A 22,393-nucleotide genomic window follows, 5' to 3' on the forward strand; every position below is an offset into this window, starting at 1 on the left:
TAACGTTAGGCTAGAACGAGGTCAAGCCCGTTAACGGAAATATTAAAAAGCCTATAATTCGTCCATAACAATACTAAAAATCGTCTATATGAATAACCAAAAGAGAGCCCGTGCCAATGAGCTCCCTGCATGATTCCACTTATAACCGCGATATGTACTATTTCAATTCATAAGACGGAACCTCGATCATTGTATTCATAAGCTCTGTTACCGTGACGAACACATATCCTCGCTTAGTAAGCTCATCCAGTATTTTGTCTAGCGCCATTACGGTCTGCGTCGAACCGGGTATATAATCATGCAATAGCACGATATCCCCATTCCTTGCATGATTAAGCACCTTGTTTACGATTTTGTTCACGCCGGGACTTTGCCAATCGTTCGTATCTTGATGCCAGGACCACATAATTGTCGTGTATCCTAGGGATTTGGCCATTTCAATCGAACGCTCATTGTAGAAGCCGCCAGGCGGGCGAAAGAGCTGCGATTTTTTCCCTGTCAACGATACCAAAGCATTTTCGGTTTTCAGAATTTCTTCCTTCATTGTCGCCTGACTAACCGAACGTTCAAAATACACATGATTAAACGTGTGGTTGGCTACCTCATGGCCTTCTGCAATTTCCCGTTTGATGGTTTCCGGATAACGCTCCACCTTGTTGCCTAACACAAAAAAAGTCGCCTTGGCATTGTATTTTTTCAATAAATCCAATATCCTTTCCGTCGTAGCCGGATAAGGGCCATCGTCGAAGGTTAACGCTATTTTTTTATCCCTTGTCGGAACCTCCCATACAACTTCTCCCCTCTGCTCATAGAAAGCACGGTCTTTTCTTACAGGCATGCCGAACCCTGCCAGCAATGAAACCATGAGCAGCAATAACAAACCCCGTATCAGCACTATCAATATATTCGCCTCCCAGCCATCCAACAAGCTTCACCTGCAAAAAGAGCTGCTCGCTAACGGCAGCTCTGCAAGCGAATGACTATTCTCCCTATCATTTCATACATGATCATATGCTACTATTCGATCAGGAGCTGATCAAAAACAAATTTACACCTTAGCGAACAGCTGGCGATAATTGTGCATTAATATCTTGAACGATCAAAGCCGCATGCTTAGACAGGCTCTGTATGGGAGCTCCTTTGCCGATTAGCGCATTCAACTCGGTTATTCGTTCTCGCAAGCCCTCGTCTGCCGTTACATGAATATCATAAGCGGGATATTGCCCTTTCAAAGCAGCATACACCTGCTTCTCGATTATCGTTTTTTTGCCATTCTCGTCAAGAGAAAGGGCTACGAAAGCGTCCTTTTTCAGAATCACAACGGCTGCTTTCCCCACTCCCGTCACCTGATCGGCTCTGTTCTCCAGCTGCTTGGCATTATGCTCCATACCTGTGGACATACCTGTTTCCTCTGGTGAATCCATACTGAGCTTCTGATGATAATGCGTATTGTTTTTCTCCATCATCATGTCCCGGTTCGGCAAAGACTTTGTTTCGCTTTGCATCATTTCGTTTTTCGCCCTGTATTCGGCTTGATTCACGCTGTCGTTTTGTCCGCATCCCGCTATCGAGCTGCCTAGTGCGAGCACAACTACGGCAACAGCCGCTGTCTTTATTCCTACAAACACGCCAATGCACCTCCTGCTTATTGCTTATAAGATTTGCTATTGCCGTTAAATCATACATGCAAAAAAGAACAGTTGACCGCGGCATGAATCAGCGGCTAACTGTTCTTTCTATGGCTCCTGTTCCATCCGTCAATCCTCTACATTTCTAACGTCAACCGAAACATGCAGCAATTGCTCGCCCGTGCCCCGGTAAACGCCCTTGACCGGTACAATATCTTTGTAATCCCGTCCATGACCTAGCTTCACGTAGCGTTCGCCAACAGGATCAACGTTCGTTGGATCAAAGCTGCACCAGCCTAGTCCAGGCACGAAGGCTTCAACCCAAGCATGAGAAGCTTGCTCAAAATCCGCACTGCCGCCCTGCAAATCACCTACAAAGTGATAGCCGCTCACATACCGAGATGGAATCATAAAAGCACGGCAGCTTGCGATCATCAAATGCGCAAAGTCCTGGCAAACGCCCCTTTTACTCAAAAACATGTCCGACGTCTTTGTTTTGACGTCCGTCGCTTCAGGATCATATACGAATTCCGTTCTTATTTTGGTCGATAACGCATTAAGCCAATCCAGCACGCTGACTTTGCCATCGTCTTCGGCATCCGTAATTTCGCTGGCAAATATTTCGACCTCGCTTGTAACCGCCGTATATTCCGTCGTAAGCAAAAATTCCGTAAAGCGATTGGCCGCATCCTCTGTCCGCAGCCAGCTCCAAGCTTGTTCCGGCGAACGTTTCCTTAAGTATTGGGCTCTCTCCTCGGAGCTTGGCGCCTGCTTCGTGACGACCGTCATATTCGTCCTAATCGTCAGCTTTTTATGTGGTCCGTTCACCGAAAAAGCATGTACCCGATTGCCGAAATAGTCTTCGTAGGTAAACAGGGAGGCGTTCGGCTCTACGGAAATCGCTTGCTGATAGCAGGATTGCCTCTCGTTCGTGCTAGGCGTAAGCCTGATTTCATTGACACTGTCCGTTACTGCTTCTGCATACTCGTATTGCGTCACATGTGAAATACTCAGCTTCATGCGCTTGCCTCCCCCATACGAAAAAAGGTTTTGGCGAACATCATGCCGAGCTGTTGGCTGGCATCCAGCAGATGGGCAACGATTGCACCGCTCCGATCGAGAACCATATCCTCTCGCTCCAAGCATGCGAGATCCGCTTTCACCTTGCCTACTTGGCGAATCACTCGTTCATGTGCGATGCGCAGCTGTTTATCCTGCAGCTCAATATGGCGCATATGATCATCAAGCGTGTGCAGCGCAAAATGCAGAGAACGTGGAAATGCAGCATTCAGCACAACGAATTCGACGATCGTCTCAACAGAAATGCCGTCCGCGTAGTAGCGTCTAAATGCCTGATAGCCGCTTACCGAGCGGAGCACCGCCTGCAGATAGGGATACGCGCTTGCGCTGTTCCAGCCTTCGCCGCTGGCTGCATTGCCTACCGCCTTGATGATTCGAAGCGTATTCTCCGAACGCTCCAAATAACGCCCGCATTCGATGAAATGCCATTCATTCTCGCGCGGCATGACGGATTGGCTTACCCCTTGAAACAAAGCGGTCCATTCCTTGATTTTACCGAAGAACAGATGCGGGGATTCCTGAAGCAGATCGTCGGGCTGTTTCTCGCGCAGCCATAAATAGAAGGCATTTGTCGCATCCCACATTTCGCTTGGCACCTTCTCGCGCAGCGTACGCAGATTGCCTCTTGCATGACTGACGCAGGAAACGAGGGAATTGGCATTATCGCGGTCAAGCGTCGTATAAAACAATACATCGCGTTCATTATAGGTGCTGTATTGCTGCTCGTAAGCCTCTCTGCTGCCTAAGGCATCCACGATTCTCGCCCATTTCATATAAGGCTCAGCTGACTCTCCCGCTTGCTTGCCTTCCGCCTCCTCTGGGCTATCCTCTCCTTGGAGATGATAATGCACATCGATTAGCCTCGCATGATTCTCAGCCCGTTCCATGTAACGGCCAATCCAAAATAATGCTTCTGCATTCCGATTCAGCATGGCATTCCCTCCCCTTATTTATCGATTAAGAACCCAAGTATCCTTGACGCCGCCGCCTTGCGATGAATTGACAACGAGAGAGCCCTCCGTCATCGCGACACGCGTTAAGCCTCCAGGGATAACGTGCGTTTCCTCACCTATTAATGCAAAAGCACGCAAGTCGATATGCCGCGGCGTCATGCCGCCATCCACCATGACCGGGGCGCGGGACAGCTTCATCGTCGTCTGTGCAATATATCGCTCTGGCTCGCGTCTAATCGCCTCCGCAAATGCTTGAATCTCCTTGGGCGAAGCGCTTGGGCCGATCAGCATGCCATAACCGCCAGATAACGATGTTTCTTTCACGACAAGCTGCTCAAGATGCTCAAGCACATATTCACGCTCTTCCTTGCGAGAGAGAATATACGTCGGTACATTTTGCAGAATAGGCTCCTCGCCTAAGTAATAACGGATCATATCCGGCACGTAGGCGTATACCGCCTTGTCATCCGCCACTCCCGTTCCAGGTGCATTGGCAATGGCGACATTGCCTGCGCGATACGCGTTCATAAGACCCGGCACACCGAGGAAGGAGTCAGGCTGGAAGGCAAGCGGATCCAGAAAATCATCGTCGATCCGGCGGTAAATGACGTCAACCTGGCGAAGTCCGCGCAAATCACGCAAATAGATTTTATGGTCTTTGTAGACGAGGTCTCTTCCTTCAACGAGATGGATGCCCATCTGCTGCGCAAGAAAGGTATGCTCGTAATAAGCGGAATTGTAGGCGCCAGGCGTGAGCAATACGATTAACGGATCACGTTTGCCATTTGGAGATAATGCGCGAAGTGAGCTTAAGAAGCAGTTCAAGCTGCGGTCAATGCTTTGCACGGAGCTCGATAGATACAGATCATGGAACAGTTCATTCATAAGCGTTCTGCCTTTGAAGAGATAGGAGAACCCCGAAGGCGACCGTAAATTATCCTCCAGCACATAATAACGGCCCTTTTCATCACGAATTAAATCAATGCCCGATGCTGTAATATATACACCGCCCGGTACATGTAGACCAGCCATTTCCGGCCGGAAATAAGTATTCGAAATAATCATGCGCCGAGGTATAATGCCGTCCGATACGATTTTTTGACCATGATACACGTCATGCAGGAATGCGTTCAAGGCTCTTATCCGTTGTTTGACGCCTCGATCGACAACATCCCATTCATGCTTCGGTATAACGCGCGGGATATAGTCAAACGGAATGGTGCGCTCAAGTGGCTCATTCTGCGTCCCGCTGTACAGCGTAAACGTAATGCCCTCTTCCAGCATTCGTTGATTGATCGCTTTCTGCCTGGTCGCAAGCTCGGATGGCTTCATTCTGCCGAACAATCGGTGGACCGTGTCATAGTGGGCACGGACCGAAAAGTCCTTCTCGAACATTTCATCGTAAAAGGTTTGAGCATCGTAATATTGCGATTGCGACTGTTTGGCCGTCGACATGACAACCGCCTCCTCCATGATGGGCGCTGCACCAATTTGGTACGTGCTGGGTAAACATTCGATCAATTATGTTATATTTGCGTCAAAAAACTTAACATTTATAACGGAATCGCATCTTAATGTTAGGATTATCATACTAAAATCTGAAAATTGTGTCAACTTATATAACGCGAAAGCAGGAACCCTCGGTGGAGAGAATTCCTGCTTTTTCTAAGCTGCGTTTTATTCTAGGATTGGTTTAATTGCTGCAGGTCCTTCGTAACCTTATCGACCATATGGACGAACGAGGCAAGCTCCTGCGACCTGGCTGCCTGGTTGCGCGCTTCAACCGAGGTTTGCTCAGATTCATGACGTACGGCGGAGAGCTTTTTGTCAATCTCTTCAAGTTTTGACTGTATCCCTTCAAGCGCATTGCGCGATGAAGCTGCCAGCTTACGCACCTCATTCGCCACTACCTCGAATCCTCGCCCATTCTCACCTGCTCTAGCCGCTTCGATCGCCGCGTTGAGTCCGAGAAGATGCGTCTGGTCCGACAAGCCGCGAATTAATGTGCCCATTTCATTAATGCCGTCCAGCTCCTCACGAAGCTCCCCTAATAATGTATGCGTCTTATCCTGCGATTGCGAGGTCGAAATTGCAGTTGCCGCAATAGATTGCGCACCCTCGTCCAATTCGAACATGAGCGAGGCGAGTTCCTGTACGGCGCTTGTCACGGTAGTCAGCATGACCGAACGATTGTCGGCAAGCTCTTGGATTTTATGCTGCTCATGCTGGTTATAGGCTTCCAATACGAATTGCGAATCTAGATTAAACAATTTCGTCAGCGCATGCACGACTTCCTGCCAGTTCCCCGGAAGAACTCGTTGCAGCACGTTAGTGGAGATGTCCAGATATGTCATATAGGCACCCAAATACCAATCGGTCGTCAAACCAATTCGTGAATGAACGGCACCTATCGTTATGCGATTATCAATATAGGCTTGATCGATGACGCCATCGGTTAGCGACATATAATACCAGCGCTGCGTTTCCTTCAGCCGATCGATGGTGCTGAATTTTGAAATTAGCGACACCAAATTCGGCTGCTGGCCGACACTATCGTAGAATCGATCAACCACTTCGTCCACAATCTTTTGGAAAATAGGCTTATTCTCTGCCAGATACTTCAAATCCTGTTCAGTAATGCCCGTGTAGTCAAGCTGTCTCTTGCGCTCTGCCGATAAATTAATCAAATATCCCGACTCCTTCGGTGTATAGTCCTGCACTATCACCTATTATATCGGAAAACATACAAGAATTAGTATGGACCTATTAAATTCTTTTTAAACCCCAATGATGTGCAGAAAAGCCGATAGACAATTGTCTATCAGCTTCTCCGCAGCTGCGAGAGCCGCTTATCGATTCAATAAGCTTCCCACGTAACGCAGCAATTCATTCGAGCATACCGGGCAGTAGCCATGCTCATCCATCAACCGTTTCGTCACTTCGTTTATCCGCTTCAGCTGGCTCTCATCCGGCGTTTTTGTGGATGTCGTAATTTTGACGATGTCCTTCAGATCGGCGAACAGCTTCTTTTCCACCGCTTCACGCAGGCGCTCATGGCTGGTGAAATCGAATTTCTTGCCTTTCCGCGAGTAGGAGGAAATCCGAATCAATATTTCTTCACGGAATGCCTTTTTCGCATTCTCCGAAACACCGATTTGCTCTTCTATTGAACGCATCAGCCGCTCGTCTGGATCCATTTCCTCACCGGTGAGCGGGTCCTTGATTTTGGCCCAATTGCAATAAGACTCAATGTTGTCGAGGTAATTCTCGAACAAGGTGCGGGCCGACTCCTCATAGGAGTAGACGAATGCTTTCTGAATTTCCTTCTTCGCAAGAAGGTCATATTCCTTGCGCGCAACCGAGATGAAATTTAAGTACCGCTCGCGTTCCTCCTTCGTGATAGAAGGATGACTGTCCAGCCCTTCCTTGAGAGCACGCAATACGTCAAGCGCATTTATGCATTGTGTATCTTGCTTGATCAGCGCGCTGGATATCCGGTTAATGACGTAGCGCGGATCGATGCCGGTCATGCCCTCTTCCAAATACTCGTTTTGCATTTCCTTCAAATCGGCTTCCTTGAAGCCTTCGACTTCCTCGCCGTCGTACATCCGCATTTTTTTGACCAGATCCATGCCTTGCTTCTTCGTTTCCTTAAGCCTCGTCAGGATGGAGAAGATCGCGGCTGAACGGAGCGCATGCGGCGCAATATGGATATGGCGCATATCGCTCTGGGCGATTAGCTTTTTGTAGATTTTCTCTTCGTCCGATACTTTTAAGTTGTAAGGAACCGGCATAACGATCATCCTGGAGTGGAGCGCCTCGTTTTTCTTGTTGCTGATGAACGATTTATACTCGGATTCATTCGTATGCGCAATGATCAGCTCATCGGCGCTAATCAGCGCGAAGCGTCCAGCCTTGAAGTTGCCCTCCTGCGTCAAGGAAAGCAAGTTCCATAGAAACTTCTCGTCGCATTTGAGCATCTCTTGAAATTCCATTAAGCCGCGATTGGCTTTGTTAAGCTCTCCGTCGAAACGATAGGCACGCGGATCTGATTCGGAGCCAAACTCCGTAATCGTGGAGAAATCGATGCTTCCCGTTAGATCCGCTATATCTTGCGACTTTGGATCGGATGGACTGAACGTGCCGATTCCGACGCGATTATCCTCCGAAATGAACACGCGCTCAACAAGCACATTCTCGATATCGCTTCCATACTCTGTCTGAAGCCTCATTTGGCAGGACGGGCATAGATTGCCTTCGATTCGGACGCTTAGCTCCTTCTCGATATCTAGGCGAAGCTCATGTGGAATGAGATGCAGCGGATCCTCATGCATCGGGCAGCCTTTGATGGCATACACCGCTCCGCGTTCTGTTCTGGAGAAACGCTCAAGACCTTTTTTGAGCATAGTAACAATCGTTGACTTGCCGCCGCTGACGGGACCCATTAGAAGCAGAATCCGTTTGCGCACCTCAAGCCTGCGAGCCGATGAGTGGAAATATTCCTCAACCAGCTTCTCAATCGCACGATCCAGCCCAAAAATTTCCTGATCGAAAAACTTATATTGCTTGTGGCCGCCAACATCTTCCACCCCATGAGATTCAATCATTTCATAAACGCGTGAATGTGCAGTCATGGCCGGGGACGGGTCCGTCCTCAGCAATTCAATATACTCCTTGAATGTTCCTGTCCATGCAAGCTTCTCGCTCTCAGCCTGATACTCCGATATTCGCTTGAATATGTCCATACCGTGCCTCCTCCCATCGCTTCCGCATTCCACTTATCATTCTACGCCCGGGATTTGTCTCTAGACGCTCTTTCCCGTGGTGCCAACTTTTATTGAGATATAACAATCCTATGCTTATTCGGCTGGATAATTGCACACTATTTTTGTCCATCATCCATCAAAAACCGACAAGCTGGCTGCTTCCTTTGTTATAATGAAGACATATGAATCGATCGAAACAACAGGAGAGGAGAAAGTGAAAGTGGCTGTTGCACGCGAGGAAGAGCTCTACACCCCTATAAAAAAGCATTATGAGCAGCTTGGCTTTATCGTAAAAAGCGAGGTGCTGCACTGCGATTTGGTCGCAATCCATCCCGAACAGGATGAAACGATAATTGTCGAAATGAAAAAAACGTTCAATCTCGCCTTGCTGCTGCAAGGGATTGAACGTCTTCGCTTGAATAGCCATGTCGTACTCGCCATTGAACGGAACAGAAAAAAAAGCGGTGCCCATAATCAGCGCTTCGGCGATTTGACGGAGCTTTGCCGAATGCTCGGCCTTGGATTAATGACAGTAACCTTCTATAAAACGAAGCCGCCAGTCATCGAGCTGCTCTGCCAGCCGGGTGATGCTCCTCAGCGAGGCATCAGGCGCAGGAAGCAAGCTCAGCTTTTGACGGAGTTTAAAGAACGTAGCGGCGATTATAACGTTGGCGGAAGCACCCGCCGCAAGCTTGTTACAGCTTACCGCGAAAAGGCTCTAAGGTGCGCTTACGCCCTCCAGCAGGCGGGACCGCTTGCTCCGCGCGAGGTTGCCGCCATAACAGGGTATAGCCAAAGCGGGCAAACGCTGCGGAACAATTATTACGGCTGGTTCGACCGTGTTGGCCGCGGCAAATACAGCCTTCGCCCGGAGGGCGCGGCTGCATTAACCGAATATGGCGAAGTTATAGCCGAATGGGCTGCACAGGTCAGCTCCGCGCCGTGAATTCACTAATAGCTTCTACAAAACGCTCGACACCCAGCTCCGTGCGCGCACCTGAATTATACGTATAATTCAGCCTAGCGGTATTGCGCTGCGGATCAACCCCATAAAACGAGCTGCCTGGCACAAAAGCAACGCCTTTCTGCACTGCGCAGCGCAGAAGAGCTTCTGCATCCAGACCGTCCGGCAGCTCAAGCCACAAGAACATGCCGCCTTTTGGCTTAACCCACGAGATATCCTTTAGGTTCTGGCGCTTCAACAGCTCGTGCATCTCCAGCATACGCTCTCCGTAAGACGTAGAGATCAGGCGGATATGAGCGTCAAGATCAAACCCACTAAGCAGCTGGCTCAATATTTGCTGGTCGATTGCACTGGAATGAAGGTCCGCAGCCTGCTTTGCTTTGGCTACCATTCCGATCACGCTGCTATCGCCCATAGCCCAGCCCGAACGCAAAGCAGGCGCAACCGTCTTGGAGAATGTGCTCGTATAAAAAACGGCTCCCCGTTCTGCTTGACCTTCAAGCGAGAACATCGTAGGGAATTGTTCGCTGTCATCAAATTTAATATCTCCATAAGGATCATCTTCAATGATTGGCATCTCATTTTGTTTGCAAAGCGCAAGCAGCTTCTTCCTGCGCTCGAGGCTCCATACCCTGCCCGTCGGATTGCCGAAGGTAGGCACCGCATAAAGCAGCTTCGGACGGTGCTCTTTGATCAACCGTTCCGCATCCTCGGGAATGATGCCATCCTCATCGCTTTCGGCCGCAATAACGTTAAGTCCATGCAGCGCGAATACTTGCAGGCTAGCCAGATAGGTTGGCTTCTCAACCAAGACCGTATCGCCCGGCTCTGTGAGCACGCCAACCAGCAAGTCAATCGCTTGCTGCGAGCCTGTGGTCAGAATCATCTGCTCCGGATTCACATGCATGTTCTTTATAGCCATTCGCGTACATAGCTGCTCACGCAGCGGCATATAGCCTTCAGTCAAGCCATACTGCAGCGCGCCTGTACCCGCTGTAAAAGCACGGTCTGCCGCTTCGCGAATGGCTTGTACCGGGAATAACTCTTCAGCAGGCAAGCCCCCTGCGAACGAAATCATGTCCTTGCCTTGTGTCAGCTTCAAAATATCTCTAACCGCTGACGATTTAAGCTGTGATACCCGGGATGAAAAACGATAGTTCATAACAAATGCTCCTCCTCATGTGCTGAAACGATAACTGCGCTTATACTCTCTATGTTAACAATGTGTTCACAACTTTTAAAGTTTTCTTTTTAGCCGACGTTGGTTATAATAAAGACAATATACTTGGAGGTGTCCCACAGATGAACTTTATTATCGTCATGACTGTGTTTGCATTGTTCATTACGGCGATGCTTACCAGCTCCTACAACGAAGACAAAACAAAAGGACTATAATCCGGTTTGCAATCGGTATATAGCAAGCGTTCGGTTCCGTATAGCGTGCCGGCGCTTCCTTATGAAGGAAACGCCCTTCACAACAAATGAAGCTTCCCGCACGAGCCTTATGCTCACTACGGGAAGCTTCATTTCGTTCCGGCAGCAGCTCCCAGCTTTAATTAACGCTGAATAACCGCCATTTCCTCCATGCATACTCCGCATACATATCGATCCTTGAAATCACGAACTTCAACCATCGATCCGCAAAATACGCATTTGGGGCGATAACGCTCCAAAATGATATGGTCACCTTGGACGAAAATTTCAACGGGATCGCCCTCGTTCATCAAATAACGTTTACGTAATGATTTTGGAAGTACAATACGTCCGAGTTGGTCCACTTTCCTTACTACACCTGCTGGTTTCATCACTTTCACCTCTTCTGTGTCTGGTTTCGCAAGTCATCTTTGAGAAACCCCTGCGTTATAGTCTTTCGATGGCTCTTCGGCTTTTCCTTCCCATTTTCATAATTTCTTAATATCCTGCAATAAAAACTTTTTTTCAGGCTAATAAATCCCAAAAAATGATAAATAAAGAAACTTTATTAGTCAAGTCCAGGAAAATCAATTTGCCTAAGCGCCTCATACACGATGATTGCTGCTGAATTCGATAAATTGAGCGATCGAACCTTATCTGTCATCGGCATCCGGATACAAGTTTCCATATTCGCATCTATGAGCTCCTGTGGCAAACCTTTTGTTTCCTTGCCGAAAACAAAAAAATCGCCATCCTGATAATCGAATTGTGAATATGGCTTGCTCGCCTTCGTGCTTGCATAGAAAAAACGCCCCTGCGGATTCGCAGACAGCACTTCTTCAAAGGAATCATGGTACTCGATTTGTACAGAATGCCAATAATCGAGTCCCGCTCTTTTCAACGTACGGTCATCCGTATCGAAGCCCAACGGTCTTACCAAATGCAGAATTGTACCGGTTGCGGCACAGGTACGCGATATGTTCCCTGTATTAGCCGGAATTTCCGGTTCTACCAAAACAATATGAAATGGCATGGCTTTCTATCTCACCTCTCATTTTGCCTATTATACACGAAAATGCTAAATATTTTTACACCCACTTTACGTACCGTTAATCTCAAGCATAATTTCAACCCTCATAATAGGAAACAGAATAGGCGGAAACACATGAAGGAGAGCTGAACCATGCGAAAAAAGATACTGGTCGTGGATGACGAGCCATCCATTTCGATGCTGATTGAATTTAATTTAAAGCTGGCAGGCTTTGATGTACGCTGTGTAGGCGACGGTGAAGCAGTCTTTGATATGCTGAAACCATTTCGCCCGGATTTGATCGTGCTAGACCTCATGCTTCCCAAAATGGACGGAATCCAAGTTTGTCGCGAGCTTCGCAAGCAAAGCAATGCCGTACCGATCGTTATGCTAACTGCGCTTCAGGACGTTACCGATAAAATTGCAGGTCTCGATAACGGCGCCGATGATTATATGACTAAGCCATTCAGTCCGCAAGAGCTTGTTTCACGCATTCAAGCCATATTCCGCAGAGTCCAGTCCTTGCCGGGCACGTCGGATGAAACCACCTTTACGATTGGCAGGCTGAAGGTTCTAGTTGAGCAGCGTGAAGTATTCATCGATGGCAAGCCTGTAGAGCTTACGCCAAAAGAATTCGAGCTTCTCCTGTTTCTTTGCCGGCACAAGGGCAAAGTACTCAGCCGCCAGCAGCTGCTGCATGGCGTGTGGGATTACCACTTCCTTGGCGATACTCGCATCGTTGACGTTCACATTAGCCATCTTCGTGACAAAATCGAGAAAAATGCCCGTACGCCGGAGTACATTATGACCGTTCGCAACGTCGGCTATAAGATGGGCGGCCCCCAGGTTGCCGAGAACTCTGCGCTTCAGGCATAATCATCAGTTATGCAAATGAAAGCCGCCCTCTCCTGCTTCTTGCAAGGAGAGGGCGGCTTGTTGTACCCTGCTGATACCTACCGCACAGGGATATCGGCAGTTATCCGTTGCGTTTTTGGAAATCAATCATAAATTGCTGAAGTGCCTGGCAGCTTTCAAGCGGTACAGCGTTATAGGTCGAAGCTCTCAAACCGCCGACATCGCGATGTCCCTTCAAGCCTACAAAACCTTCCTTCTCCGATTCCTTCACGAACAAACCTTCAAGCTCCTCGTTCTGGATCCGGAACGTTATATTCATAAGCGAGCGGCTTTGCGGCTGCGCACAGCCGATATAGAAGCCTCCGCTTTGATCAATCGTATCGTAAATAAGCTTTGTTTTGTTCTGGTTAATCTGGTCCAGCTGGGCAACTCCGCCCTTATTCTTGATCCACTCCAGCACGAGATTCATCATGTAGACGGAGAAAGACGGCGGCGTATTATAGAGCGAGCCGCTCTTCGCATGCGTGCTGTATCTGAACATTGCAGGTATGGTTTTCGAGCCATTCTCAACAAGGTCCTTACGGATAATAACAAGCGTAACGCCCGATGGCCCCAAATTTTTCTGAGCGCCAGCATAGATAACGCCGAATTTGCTTACGTCAACTGGTTTGCTTAGAATATCACTCGACATATCCGCTATTAACGGCACATCACCCGTTTCAGGAAACTCCTTGAACTGGGTCCCGCCAATCGTTTCATTCGAAGTAAGATGCAAATAAGATGCATTTCCCGGAATCTCAATCTCAGACAATGTCGGCATGCGCATGAATTTGTCGGCTTCCGTCGATGCGGCTACAACCGTTTCTCCGACAAGCTTCGCTTCCTTCAGCGCTTTATCTGCCCAAGCACCCGTCATTACATACGCGCCTGGCTTGCCAGCCTGCAGAAGATTCATAGGAAGCAAGGCAAATTGCGTGCTTGCGCCGCCTTGCAGAAGCAGCACATCGTAATTTTCAGGAATTCCGAACAATTCGCGAAGCAAGGACTGCGATTTATCGTTTACCGCTTCATACATTTTACTGCGGTGAGACATTTCCATAATGGACATGCCCGCGCCTTGATAATCAACAAATTGTTCCTGCGCCTGCTTCAGCACCTCGAGTGGAATTGCGGCTGGTCCTGCATTGAAATTAAATGCTCGTGTCATCTTCGGATACCCACCTCTATAGTTTCTTTATGATATGGTTATGATAGCAATTTTGGAGGCCTTCATCAAGTGTATTCCGCATATTAAAAGAACTAAAAGTCGAACGTATGTCGAATTACCGACAATGAACATTCGGTTTTCATTTACATTTTGCTCATAATCCATAAAAAAACGGGCCCTAGAAGGACCCGTTTCTTATATTCCATAGCGATTGGATTAGCAATCGTAGTAAAGGCTGAACTCATGCGGATGAATGCGGATTGCAACAGCTTTCGCTTCTTGGCGTTTGATTGCTACGTAGTTCTCGATAAATTCTTTCGTGAACACGCCGCTTTCTGTCAAGAAATCGGAATCAGCTTCAAGAGCGCTAAGCGCTTCGTCAAGCGTTCCAGGAACGCTGCGAATTTCTTTTTTCTCTTCTTCTGGCAATTCGTAGATGTTTTTGTCGAAAGGACCGTAGCCAAGAGCTACTGGATCAAGCTTGCGCTTGATACCGTCAAGACCTGCAAGCAGCATAGCTGCGAATGCAAGGTACGGGTTAGCTGTGTTATCCGGTGTACGGAACTCGATACGGCAGCCTTTAGGTGTTACAGCTGCAATCGGAATACGGATTGCTGCGGAACGGTTACCTTTCGAGAATACAAGGTTAACTGGTGCTTCGTAACCAGGTACAAGGCGTTTGAACGAGTTCGTGCTTGGGTTAGTGATCGCGATCAAAGCCGGAGCGTGGTAAAGCACGCCGCCGATGTAGTGCATAGCAAGCTCACTAAGGTTTGCATACGCGCCTTTGTCGTAGAACATTGGCTCGTCGCCGTTGAAGATAGAAGTATGAACGTGCATACCGCTACCGTTGTCACCGAATAGAGGCTTCGGCATGAAAGTAGCCGTTTTGCCGTATTGGCGAGCTGTATTGTGAATGATATATTTGAATTTCATCAGGTTGTCAGCTGTTTTGGTAAGGGTATCGAAACGGAAGTTAATTTCCGCTTGACCAGCTGTAGCAACTTCATGGTGATGACGCTCAACGCGAAGACCCGACTCTTGCAATAGGCGAACCATTTCGCTGCGGATATCTTGTTGGGAATCAACTGGCGCTACAGGAACATAGCCGCCTTTTACCGGAATTTTGCCACCAAGGTTGCCGCCTTCTTCTTTGCGGTTCGTGTTCCAGCCAGCTTCTTCGGATTCAACCATGTACGAGGAAGAATTCATTGAGCTTTCGTAGCGAACTTCGTCGAAGATGAAGAATTCAGGCTCTGGCGCGAAAAATGCTGTCGTACCAATGCCAGTTGTTTGAAGATACTCTTCAGCCTTTTGAGCGATGCTGCGCGGATCGCGGTCATAGCGGTCGCCTTCAGGTGTATGAATATTACACATAATGTTTAGTGTAGGGTGATCAGTGAAAGGATCGATAAATACGGATTCTGTATCTGGGATCATAACCATATCGGAATTCTCAATACCACGGAAACCGTGAATGGAAGAACCGTCGAATGCTACCCCGTTTACGAAAGTATCAGCGTCTACCTCAGCTGCTGGCAGTGTAATGTGGTGAGCATGACCAAGAAGATCCACGAAGCGGAAATCTACAAACTGAATGCTGTTTTCTTTAATATTGTCCAAAACGTTTTGAACTGACATTAATAATTTCCTCCATTTCCGAACATTAGCGTAGTGTTGAACAGGTATTGTTCAATTATTGCTCCAAATCCATGTCGTTATTATAAAACTAGCTCTCAATCTCCGTCAATAGCTATGTAAGGTATTTTTTAAAGCTATGTAAGCTATACTTACAAGTTTGAACAGTTGTTCACAATTCCTCCTTAAAGCATCTCGAATTTCGCCTCATCCCTTGAATAGCAAAGGCTGAGAGATAGTTTCAGCCTTTTTTTCACACGGCAGAAATTGCCAGCTGCAATCAAAAAAGCTTTGCTGCCTCTTCAAAGGCGGCAAAGCTTTTTTGATTTATCCAAGAATTAGATCTTCCATTCTTTAAAAGCTTCCACCGGTGCTTTCTCTGTATCGAATTGCTTGCCAACGATTGGTGCAAGCTTTTCCAAATCCTTCAAAAGATTAGCGAATTGATCTGGGAAGAGCGATTGTACGCCGTCTCCAGTCATTGAATTATCAGGATCTGTATGCATTTCCACGATTAGGCCGTTAGCGCCTGCAGCTACCGATGCTTTGGACATCGGCTCTACCAATTCACGGCGTCCTGTGCCATGGCTCGGATCCGAGATGACCGGCAGATGGCTGAGTGATTGCAGTACCGGTATAGCCGACAGATCGAGTGTATTGCGCGTGTACGTTTCGAACGTTCGGATTCCGCGCTCGCAAAGCATAACGTTTGGATTCCCGCCCGCTAGAATGTATTCCGCTGCATTGAGGAATTCATCATACGTGGAGCTGAATCCGCGCTTCAGAAGCACGGGCGTTTGAATCGTTCCAAGCTTGCGCAGCAAATCGAAATTTTGCATGTTGCGCGTACCTACTTGCAGAATGTCAGCGTATTCCGCGCACACGTCTACGTATTCAGGCGTCATAACCTCGGTGATCGTCAGGAGCCCATGCTTCTTCCCTGCTTCGGCCATCATGACTAAACCTTCTACGCCTACGCCTTGGAAGCTGTAAGGCCCTGTACGCGGTTTGAACGCGCCTCCGCGCAATACTTGACCGCCTGCGGCTTTCACCAGACGAGCGATTTCATCGATCTGCTCCGGTGTTTCAACGGCGCATGGTCCTCCCATAATAACGAGGTTGCTTCCGCCGATTTTCACGCCTTTAATATCGATCACCGTATCGTCCGGATGGAAGTCGCGGCTTGCCAGCTTGTAGGACTTTGAAATTTTGATGACATTTTCTACGCCTTTCATTTGACGCAAGTGCTCAGCAAGGGTTGGCTCAGCCTGGCCGATAATGCCAATAACCGTACGGTCCGTACCTCTGGACACATGCGCCTGAACGCCTGCTTTTTCAATATGGGCGACGATTTCGGAAATGCGTTCTTCTGCAATGTTTGAATGTGTAATAACGATCATAGGGATCACTCCTGAATTTTATTGGTTGGATAAAGCAAGGCCCGTTTCGCGAGCATTTACTTGTCTGGTATGCACATTGGGAAAGCATAAATATTAACAGTGCCTCTTTCGCTTTAAGGCTTTTATGCTTCGTAGCTTTTAAGCTTCTACGCTTTTAATCACTAAAGTAAATATACACGAGAATGCGGCAAGCGTCAACCCATGCGTTGTAAAAAAGAAAGAAGCCAAACTCACCGCGAGTATTTTCTCTACGATGAGCCTGGCTTCTTTATTCGATTTGGATACGCGGTTTATTCCGGTTTTTCTGCCGTTGCCGTTGCTGACGGCGAAACAGTGGATTTAACCCTAACGTTAGGCAATAGCTTATTCATATTCACAGTACGGCGAATCTCCCACGTATCCGGATTGCTATGATCATATTGCTCCAGGTAGGTGATCACTTCTTTCGTCAGCGGAGTCGGCGTAGAAGCGCCTGAGGTAACCGCTACGCGGTCTATGCCTTTAAGCCACTCCTGCTCGATCTCCGACACATCGGATACTCGATAGGCTTTCACTCCTGCAATTTCTTCAGAAACCTGGGCGAGTCGATTAGAGTTGTTGCTTCTCGGATCGCCTACAACGATCGTAAGCTGGGCCTCCCCTGCTTGCTCGGCAACAGCCTCCTGACGGACCTGGGTTGCCATGCAAATCTCGTTGTGCACCTCTGCCGTCGGATACTGCTCCAATAGGCGGCTAATAATATGACGGATATCCCATTGCGACATCGTCGTTTGATTCGTTATGAGAATACGGCCCTCTGGCACGTTAAGAGAAGCAATCTCCTCTTCACGCTCAATAAGATGCACCTGCTCCGGCGCAACACCGATTGCGCCTTCCGGCTCGGGATGCCCCTTCTTGCCGATATAAATAATATGATAGCCCTCGGCTGACTTGTCGCGAATCAAATCATGCGTTCTTGTTACATCGGGACAGGTAGCATCCACGACAGACAAGCCTTTCTCGCGAGCGCGCTGGCGGACCTCGGGAGAGACACCATGCGCTGTAAATATAACAGTCCCCTTATCTACCTGATCGAGAATATCGAGACGGTTCGCGCCATCGAGCGTGATAACGCCTTCCTGCTCGAATGCATCCGTAACATGCGCATTATGAACGATCATGCCTAATATATAGATGGGCCTTGGCAGCTCTAAGTTTTTGACCGTTTGCAAAGCCAGCACCATCGCGTCAACGACGCCATAGCAGTAGCCGCGCGGTGATATTCTTACGATTTCCATTCCTTGCACCTGCTTTCTGACCGGATATACGTAACATTTATCATTCCTTCATTTCATCCGTTGCTACTATTATAGACGAATGAGGCGTGTCAGAAAAGCTTAATGGCAGCCATATAATAAACTTCGTTCCGAAGCCCTCCCGTGTCGTCACTTCCACAGACCCTTGGTGCTCGTCAATAATCCACTTTGCAATCGACAAGCCAAGGCCCGTTCCGACGGTAACGCCTCTTGACTCATCTGCCCGGTAGAAGCGGTCGAAGATATGTGGAATCTCCTCCGGGTTCATGCCGATCCCTGTATCTTGAATGACGTACCCGATCTGCTGGTCATTCCGAACCGCACTTAGCTCTATCGAACCTTCCGGGGTATACTTGAACGCATTCTCAATAAAAATAAACAGCAGCTGCTGCAAATAATTGTGATTCGCATTCACGCGAACGCCAACAAGCGAATTTAGATCACCGACCACCCAATCCGCTGTTCGCGGAAGCAGCTGTGCCCTGCGGACAACCTCCTCCGTAAGCGGCATTAGGTCAAGTGGCGTCTTCTCCATGGTGTACCCTGCATCCGCTCTTGCTAATGCGAGCAGATCATTCACCAGCGTGCTCATTCGGGTCGCTTCGGCAGATATATCGCTCATCGATTCCTTCGACATTTCCCACCGATCTAGATCAAGCGGCATCCATTCCCCGGTTTCCGCATTTTGGTTCGTTTCCTTTACCTTCGTCCACATCCGCTCTAGAAGCTCAATATTTCCTCTAATCGTCGTTAACGGCGTCCGCAGCTCATGCGACGCATCGGATACGAACCTTCGCTGTGCCTTATAGGCTTCATTAAGCTCGTTATACGCCATTTCAAGTCGTCCCAACATAATGTTCAATGTAGTGACCAACCTGCCGATCTCATCCTTCGGCCCCAATGCTGGTATCCGAACGCTAAGATCTGAGCCGTTCTCAATTTGCTCCGTGGCGCGAATGACCCGTTCAATCGGTCGCAAGGCTTGGCGAGCCACGAATAGCCCTACCGTGAATGCGATAAAAACGACTGCTAACGAGGAGAATATGAGAATCGTACGGAGCCCGCTTAAAAATCTTTCCTCGTTATACGAAAATACGGCAACCTGAACCAGTCCTACCAAATCTTTATCCAAATAATAGGGCCGCTGGTAGGTCAGCATGGAGTATTTGCTTTTATTAATGACGACATGCGTTTTTACAAAACCCTTTTTCGGATTCGTTTTTGCTTCAGGGTAGGTAATGACGAATTCATAGGGAAAATTGTTCGATTGCTTGATAGCGCCTTCTTTATAATTCACTAATTGAATGAACATATCTTTCTTTTCTATTCGAAATTGAGGGCCTACAATTAAATCCAACGTTTGATCCAAAAAATTCGTTGCCCCGATCACATCAATCTTGCTATCTTGGACTCTCATTTGTTCTTTAATCTCAGCATACGTATTCCAGTTGACGAAAAAGTAAATGCCGATGCCAAAAACGATCATCGTAACAGCTAGCAAGCCCGAAATCCATAATGTAAGCCTCAGCCTAATAGACATATGCCTAACCTGCCTCTCCGCGAAGCACATAGCCGGTGCCGCGAACCGTCTGAATAAGCCGGTTTTTGCCTCCGTCCTCTACCTTTTGGCGCAGCATCGCAATATATACCTCAAGCACATTCGATTCACCGCTGAAATCATAGCCCCATATTTTCTCCATAATCGCATCGCGGGTAAGCACGCGGCGCGGATTTTGCATAAACAGCAGAAGCAGGTCATATTCCTTGGATGTAAGCTCAATACGGCGCCCGGAACGAATAGCCTCTCTCGCATCCATATCCAATATTAAATCTTCATATAATAGTTGGTTGCTGGATTGTTCGATTTTGTCCGACTTGCGGCGCAGCAGCGCGCGGGCGCGGGCGAGCAGCTCTTCAAGCGCGAATGGCTTGACCAAATAGTCGTCTGCCCCGAGATCAAGCCCCTTTACCCGGTCAATGACGTCATCCTTTGCTGTTAGCATCATAATCGGCACCGTGCTTCCGCTCTCGCGCACGCGGCGGCAAACCTCCCAGCCGTCCACCTGCGGCATCATAACATCGAGTATAAGCAAGTCAGGCTCGGCTTTGAGCAGCACCTTCAAACCTTCCATGCCATTTGAAGCCGTTGTCACCTCGTACCCCTCGAATGCCAAGCTTCTTCTAAGCAACGAAATAATTTTGTCATCGTCATCTACTACCACAATATGCTGCCTCATCTGCGTATCCCCTTTATTTGCAGCAAAAAGCACAGAGCCATCTGTCACTCTGCGCTTTTTGCCCTACGTCATTCTTTTAATCTTATTGAGCGCCCGATAAATTCTTATCGCCGATCTCAACCTGCAAATTCATAGCGCTGCCTTTGCGTACGATATTCAACTCGACCTTATCGCCGACCTTCTTCGTTTGTATCGCGGCAATGAGCTCCTGCGTATTTCCGTATTTCTTGCCGTCAATTCCGACAATAACGTCAAATTGCTGAAGTTCGGCTAGATATGCCGGAGAATTATAGTATACATTACGAACGATAGAACCTTCCACCGTATCCATACCAAGCTGCTTCGCGATATCTGCCGTTACATCCTGCAGCTCTGCACCGATATAAGGAACAGCTGGCTTAGGAATCGTCGTGTTGTTTTTAAGATTCTCAAGCACTTCCTGAATCGTGCTCGTCGGAATCGCAAAGCCGATACCCTGAGCTTGCGAGCTTACCGCTGTATTGATACCGACTACCTCTCCGTTCACGTTCAGCAGCGGACCCCCTGAGTTGCCGGGATTAATAGAAGCATCCGTTTGCAGCAAATGCTCGTATTTGCGTTCGCCTTGTGCATCTTGAATATCGATAGGACGTTCCTTCGCGCTAAGCACCCCTACAGTTACCGTGTGATCGAAGCCGTACGGATTGCCGATCGCCACAACCCAATCACCAATGTTAATGTTGTCGGAGTTGCCGAGCGGCAGCGTTGGGAATGCTTTGTCGCCAGTCACTTTAAGTACGGCTAAATCTAGATCATAGCTCGATCCAAGCAATTCAGCAGTGAACGGCTTATCATAGCCTTGCACAATAACTTTAATTTGATCGGACTCGCCTACAACATGTTGATTCGTTAGGATATAGCCAGTCGATTCGAAGAAAAAGCCTGTACCTATTCCTGATTGCTGCATTTGACTATCATCTTGGTTGGCTCCTGCTTCAGGCTCTGTCGTACCCGGATAGTCATCTCCGAAAAATTGTCTGAAAAAGGAATCATCCAGCATGCTGCCGCTGTTGCTTCGCTTAGCCGTATTCACATACGTCTCAATTTTTACGACTGCAGGACTTGACGTCTCAAACAATTGAGCGATGTTGTCAGGTCTTGCTGCAACCGTAGCCGCACCGCTTGAGCTTCCCGCTCCTGCAGAAGCCGTAGAGCCCGCTCCGCTTGATTGTGTCGTGCTCGCTGCAGTCGGCTCGCTCGTGAACCAATTGTTCAAATCGGCAGTGTACATCAATGACCCTACAAGAATTACGCCTGCAAGAAACGATGCAAATACCGCTTTAAAAGAAGTTCGTTTTGTTTCGCGAACCTGCCAAGGTCCCTTTGCAGACTGCGGAGATGGATTAAACGAACGAATTGGCGATTGGATCGGAGCCTGCGGCCTTGACTGCTCCGCTTCCGGCAGTGCACCTTGTGAATGCGAAGCATCGGGTTGGGTTCGCTGTATGTCCCCATAGGGCTCGTCTTGAATCAGCTTAGGCTTCTCTGGGCTTGGACCCGGATTGGCTGCATTTGCGCCTTCCTGAGCATTTGCTTTAAAAGGGCCGTAAGAATAATAATAAGAGGGCTTAGCTGCTTGCTCCTGAGTATCAGCTGCCGCTTGCGGCTCTTCGTTTACGCTGCTATCAACACGTTCAGGCGCCCCTTGCTCCTCATCATTTTTTCGAAAGAAATCATCAAAGCCTTTTTTGTTGTTTTGATCATCCATGTCCGTTCTCCTCCTTGAATCTTATTGCATCATGCTCCCGTGCGGTCTTCTTGCACGCAGCCTGTTATTTGGTATAGCTCTATCATGCACATTCTACCTTAAAACAAACTTAAAAGGAATTTAAACAGAAATAAAAAAAACGCTCCAAAGTGAATTTGGAAACGTTTTCCGGATGGGAAA

General features: G+C 48.2%; 19 protein-coding genes. 2 read left to right on the forward strand and 17 right to left on the reverse strand.

Annotated elements, in window-relative coordinates; translation table 11 throughout:
• Positions 1–157: 157 nt before the first annotated feature.
• The 7 genes from AB4Z29_RS16915 to AB4Z29_RS16945 form a co-directional block, all read right to left on the reverse strand.
• On the reverse strand, positions 158–865 hold the full coding sequence (locus AB4Z29_RS16915) for a polysaccharide deacetylase family protein (RefSeq protein ID WP_441944348.1): 708 nt from the start codon (positions 863–865) through the stop codon (positions 158–160).
• A gap of 190 nt (positions 866–1,055) precedes the next feature.
• Complete coding sequence (locus AB4Z29_RS16920; RefSeq protein WP_441944214.1) at positions 1,056–1,628, reverse strand: YhcN/YlaJ family sporulation lipoprotein; 573 nt, start codon at positions 1,626–1,628, stop codon at positions 1,056–1,058.
• 129 nt (positions 1,629–1,757) lie between these two features.
• Complete coding sequence (locus AB4Z29_RS16925) at positions 1,758–2,648, reverse strand: transglutaminase family protein (protein ID WP_441944215.1); 891 nt, start codon at positions 2,646–2,648, stop codon at positions 1,758–1,760.
• Entirely contained in the window at positions 2,645–3,640 is a 996-nt protein-coding gene (locus AB4Z29_RS16930) for an alpha-E domain-containing protein (RefSeq protein WP_441944216.1), read from the reverse strand. Before AB4Z29_RS16930 ends, AB4Z29_RS16925 begins: the two co-directional genes overlap by 4 nt.
• A gap of 18 nt (positions 3,641–3,658) precedes the next feature.
• Positions 3,659–5,116, reverse strand: coding sequence for a circularly permuted type 2 ATP-grasp protein (locus AB4Z29_RS16935; protein WP_441944217.1), 1,458 nt, complete (start codon positions 5,114–5,116; stop codon positions 3,659–3,661).
• A 227-nt stretch (positions 5,117–5,343) separates the two neighbouring features.
• Positions 5,344–6,348, reverse strand: a complete 1,005-nt coding sequence (locus tag AB4Z29_RS16940; protein ID WP_441944218.1) for a protoglobin domain-containing protein — start codon at positions 6,346–6,348, stop codon at positions 5,344–5,346.
• A gap of 162 nt (positions 6,349–6,510) precedes the next feature.
• Positions 6,511–8,406 (reverse strand): PrkA family serine protein kinase, encoded by a 1,896-nt coding sequence (locus AB4Z29_RS16945; protein ID WP_441944219.1) that lies wholly within the window; start codon positions 8,404–8,406, stop codon positions 6,511–6,513.
• A 235-nt stretch (positions 8,407–8,641) separates the two neighbouring features.
• Between AB4Z29_RS16945 and AB4Z29_RS16950 the strand changes: the two genes are divergently transcribed.
• Positions 8,642–9,373 carry a DUF2161 family putative PD-(D/E)XK-type phosphodiesterase gene (locus AB4Z29_RS16950; protein ID WP_441944220.1) on the forward strand — a complete coding sequence of 244 codons (732 nt, stop codon included), beginning with the start codon at positions 8,642–8,644 and terminating at the stop codon, positions 9,371–9,373.
• Here the strand turns inward: AB4Z29_RS16950 and AB4Z29_RS16955 are convergent.
• The 3 genes from AB4Z29_RS16955 to trmL all read right to left on the reverse strand — a co-directional run bounded on the left by AB4Z29_RS16955 (position 9,357) and on the right by trmL (position 11,837).
• Complete coding sequence (locus AB4Z29_RS16955) at positions 9,357–10,553, reverse strand: aminotransferase-like domain-containing protein (RefSeq protein WP_441944221.1); 1,197 nt, start codon at positions 10,551–10,553, stop codon at positions 9,357–9,359. The genes AB4Z29_RS16950 and AB4Z29_RS16955 overlap by 17 nt on opposite strands.
• 394 nt (positions 10,554–10,947) lie before the next feature.
• Complete coding sequence (locus AB4Z29_RS16960; RefSeq protein WP_183558806.1) at positions 10,948–11,196, reverse strand: AbrB/MazE/SpoVT family DNA-binding domain-containing protein; 249 nt, start codon at positions 11,194–11,196, stop codon at positions 10,948–10,950.
• 176 nt (positions 11,197–11,372) lie between these two features.
• Positions 11,373–11,837, reverse strand: coding sequence for a tRNA (uridine(34)/cytosine(34)/5-carboxymethylaminomethyluridine(34)-2'-O)-methyltransferase TrmL (gene trmL / locus AB4Z29_RS16965; RefSeq protein WP_183558808.1), 465 nt, complete (start codon positions 11,835–11,837; stop codon positions 11,373–11,375).
• A 150-nt stretch (positions 11,838–11,987) separates the two neighbouring features.
• Here trmL and AB4Z29_RS16970 point away from each other — a divergent pair, with 150 nt between their 5' ends.
• Positions 11,988–12,710, forward strand: a complete 723-nt coding sequence (locus tag AB4Z29_RS16970) for a response regulator transcription factor (RefSeq protein ID WP_183558810.1) — start codon at positions 11,988–11,990, stop codon at positions 12,708–12,710.
• 100 nt (positions 12,711–12,810) lie between these two features.
• On the opposite strand, the gene serC is transcribed toward AB4Z29_RS16970, so the two are convergent.
• The 7 genes from serC to AB4Z29_RS17005 form a co-directional block, all read right to left on the reverse strand.
• Entirely contained in the window at positions 12,811–13,896 is a 1,086-nt protein-coding gene (gene serC, locus AB4Z29_RS16975) for a 3-phosphoserine/phosphohydroxythreonine transaminase (RefSeq protein ID WP_441944222.1), read from the reverse strand.
• Positions 13,897–14,112: 216 nt separating this feature from the next.
• Positions 14,113–15,537, reverse strand: coding sequence for a type I glutamate--ammonia ligase (gene glnA / locus AB4Z29_RS16980; protein WP_138754831.1), 1,425 nt, complete (start codon positions 15,535–15,537; stop codon positions 14,113–14,115).
• A 335-nt stretch (positions 15,538–15,872) separates the two neighbouring features.
• Complete coding sequence (aroF, locus tag AB4Z29_RS16985) at positions 15,873–16,934, reverse strand: 3-deoxy-7-phosphoheptulonate synthase (protein WP_441944223.1); 1,062 nt, start codon at positions 16,932–16,934, stop codon at positions 15,873–15,875.
• A gap of 290 nt (positions 16,935–17,224) precedes the next feature.
• Positions 17,225–18,211: a 4-hydroxy-3-methylbut-2-enyl diphosphate reductase gene (locus AB4Z29_RS16990; RefSeq protein WP_441944224.1), complete on the reverse strand. Its 987-nt coding sequence runs from the start codon at positions 18,209–18,211 to the stop codon at positions 17,225–17,227.
• A 40-nt stretch (positions 18,212–18,251) separates the two neighbouring features.
• Entirely contained in the window at positions 18,252–19,769 is a 1,518-nt protein-coding gene (locus tag AB4Z29_RS16995) for a sensor histidine kinase (protein WP_441944225.1), read from the reverse strand.
• 4 nt (positions 19,770–19,773) lie between these two features.
• Positions 19,774–20,466, reverse strand: coding sequence for a response regulator transcription factor (locus tag AB4Z29_RS17000; protein WP_183558822.1), 693 nt, complete (start codon positions 20,464–20,466; stop codon positions 19,774–19,776).
• An 82-nt stretch (positions 20,467–20,548) separates the two neighbouring features.
• Entirely contained in the window at positions 20,549–22,213 is a 1,665-nt protein-coding gene (locus AB4Z29_RS17005; RefSeq protein WP_441944226.1) for a S1C family serine protease, read from the reverse strand.
• Positions 22,214–22,393 lie beyond the last annotated feature (180 nt).

Origin of the sequence: Paenibacillus sp. 2TAB23 (genome assembly GCF_052115165.1) — a bacterium.
Classification (GTDB): Bacteria; Bacillota; Bacilli; order Paenibacillales; family Paenibacillaceae; genus Pristimantibacillus.

What these genes read in the sequence shown, in the direction of transcription:
- AB4Z29_RS16995 (WP_441944225.1), bottom strand. Translation starts at nt 19,769, where the DNA reads ATGTCTATTAGGCTGAGGCTTACATTATGGATTTCGGGCTTGCTAGCT.
- AB4Z29_RS17005 (WP_441944226.1), bottom strand. Translation starts at nt 22,213, where the DNA reads ATGGATGATCAAAACAACAAAAAAGGCTTTGATGATTTCTTTCGAAAA.
- AB4Z29_RS16990 (WP_441944224.1), bottom strand. Translation starts at nt 18,211, where the DNA reads ATGGAAATCGTAAGAATATCACCGCGCGGCTACTGCTATGGCGTCGTT.
- AB4Z29_RS16930 (WP_441944216.1), bottom strand. Translation starts at nt 3,640, where the DNA reads ATGCTGAATCGGAATGCAGAAGCATTATTTTGGATTGGCCGTTACATG.
- AB4Z29_RS16925 (WP_441944215.1), bottom strand. Translation starts at nt 2,648, where the DNA reads ATGAAGCTGAGTATTTCACATGTGACGCAATACGAGTATGCAGAAGCA.
- AB4Z29_RS16955 (WP_441944221.1), bottom strand. Translation starts at nt 10,553, where the DNA reads ATGAACTATCGTTTTTCATCCCGGGTATCACAGCTTAAATCGTCAGCG.
- aroF (WP_441944223.1), bottom strand. Translation starts at nt 16,934, where the DNA reads ATGATCGTTATTACACATTCAAACATTGCAGAAGAACGCATTTCCGAA.
- AB4Z29_RS16915 (WP_441944348.1), bottom strand. Translation starts at nt 865, where the DNA reads ATGGTTTCATTGCTGGCAGGGTTCGGCATGCCTGTAAGAAAAGACCGT.
- AB4Z29_RS16970 (WP_183558810.1), top strand. Translation starts at nt 11,988, where the DNA reads ATGCGAAAAAAGATACTGGTCGTGGATGACGAGCCATCCATTTCGATG.
- AB4Z29_RS16945 (WP_441944219.1), bottom strand. Translation starts at nt 8,406, where the DNA reads ATGGACATATTCAAGCGAATATCGGAGTATCAGGCTGAGAGCGAGAAG.
- AB4Z29_RS16935 (WP_441944217.1), bottom strand. Translation starts at nt 5,116, where the DNA reads ATGTCGACGGCCAAACAGTCGCAATCGCAATATTACGATGCTCAAACC.
- serC (WP_441944222.1), bottom strand. Translation starts at nt 13,896, where the DNA reads ATGACACGAGCATTTAATTTCAATGCAGGACCAGCCGCAATTCCACTC.
- AB4Z29_RS16960 (WP_183558806.1), bottom strand. Translation starts at nt 11,196, where the DNA reads ATGAAACCAGCAGGTGTAGTAAGGAAAGTGGACCAACTCGGACGTATT.
- trmL (WP_183558808.1), bottom strand. Translation starts at nt 11,837, where the DNA reads ATGCCATTTCATATTGTTTTGGTAGAACCGGAAATTCCGGCTAATACA.
- AB4Z29_RS17000 (WP_183558822.1), bottom strand. Translation starts at nt 20,466, where the DNA reads ATGAGGCAGCATATTGTGGTAGTAGATGACGATGACAAAATTATTTCG.
- glnA (WP_138754831.1), bottom strand. Translation starts at nt 15,537, where the DNA reads ATGTCAGTTCAAAACGTTTTGGACAATATTAAAGAAAACAGCATTCAG.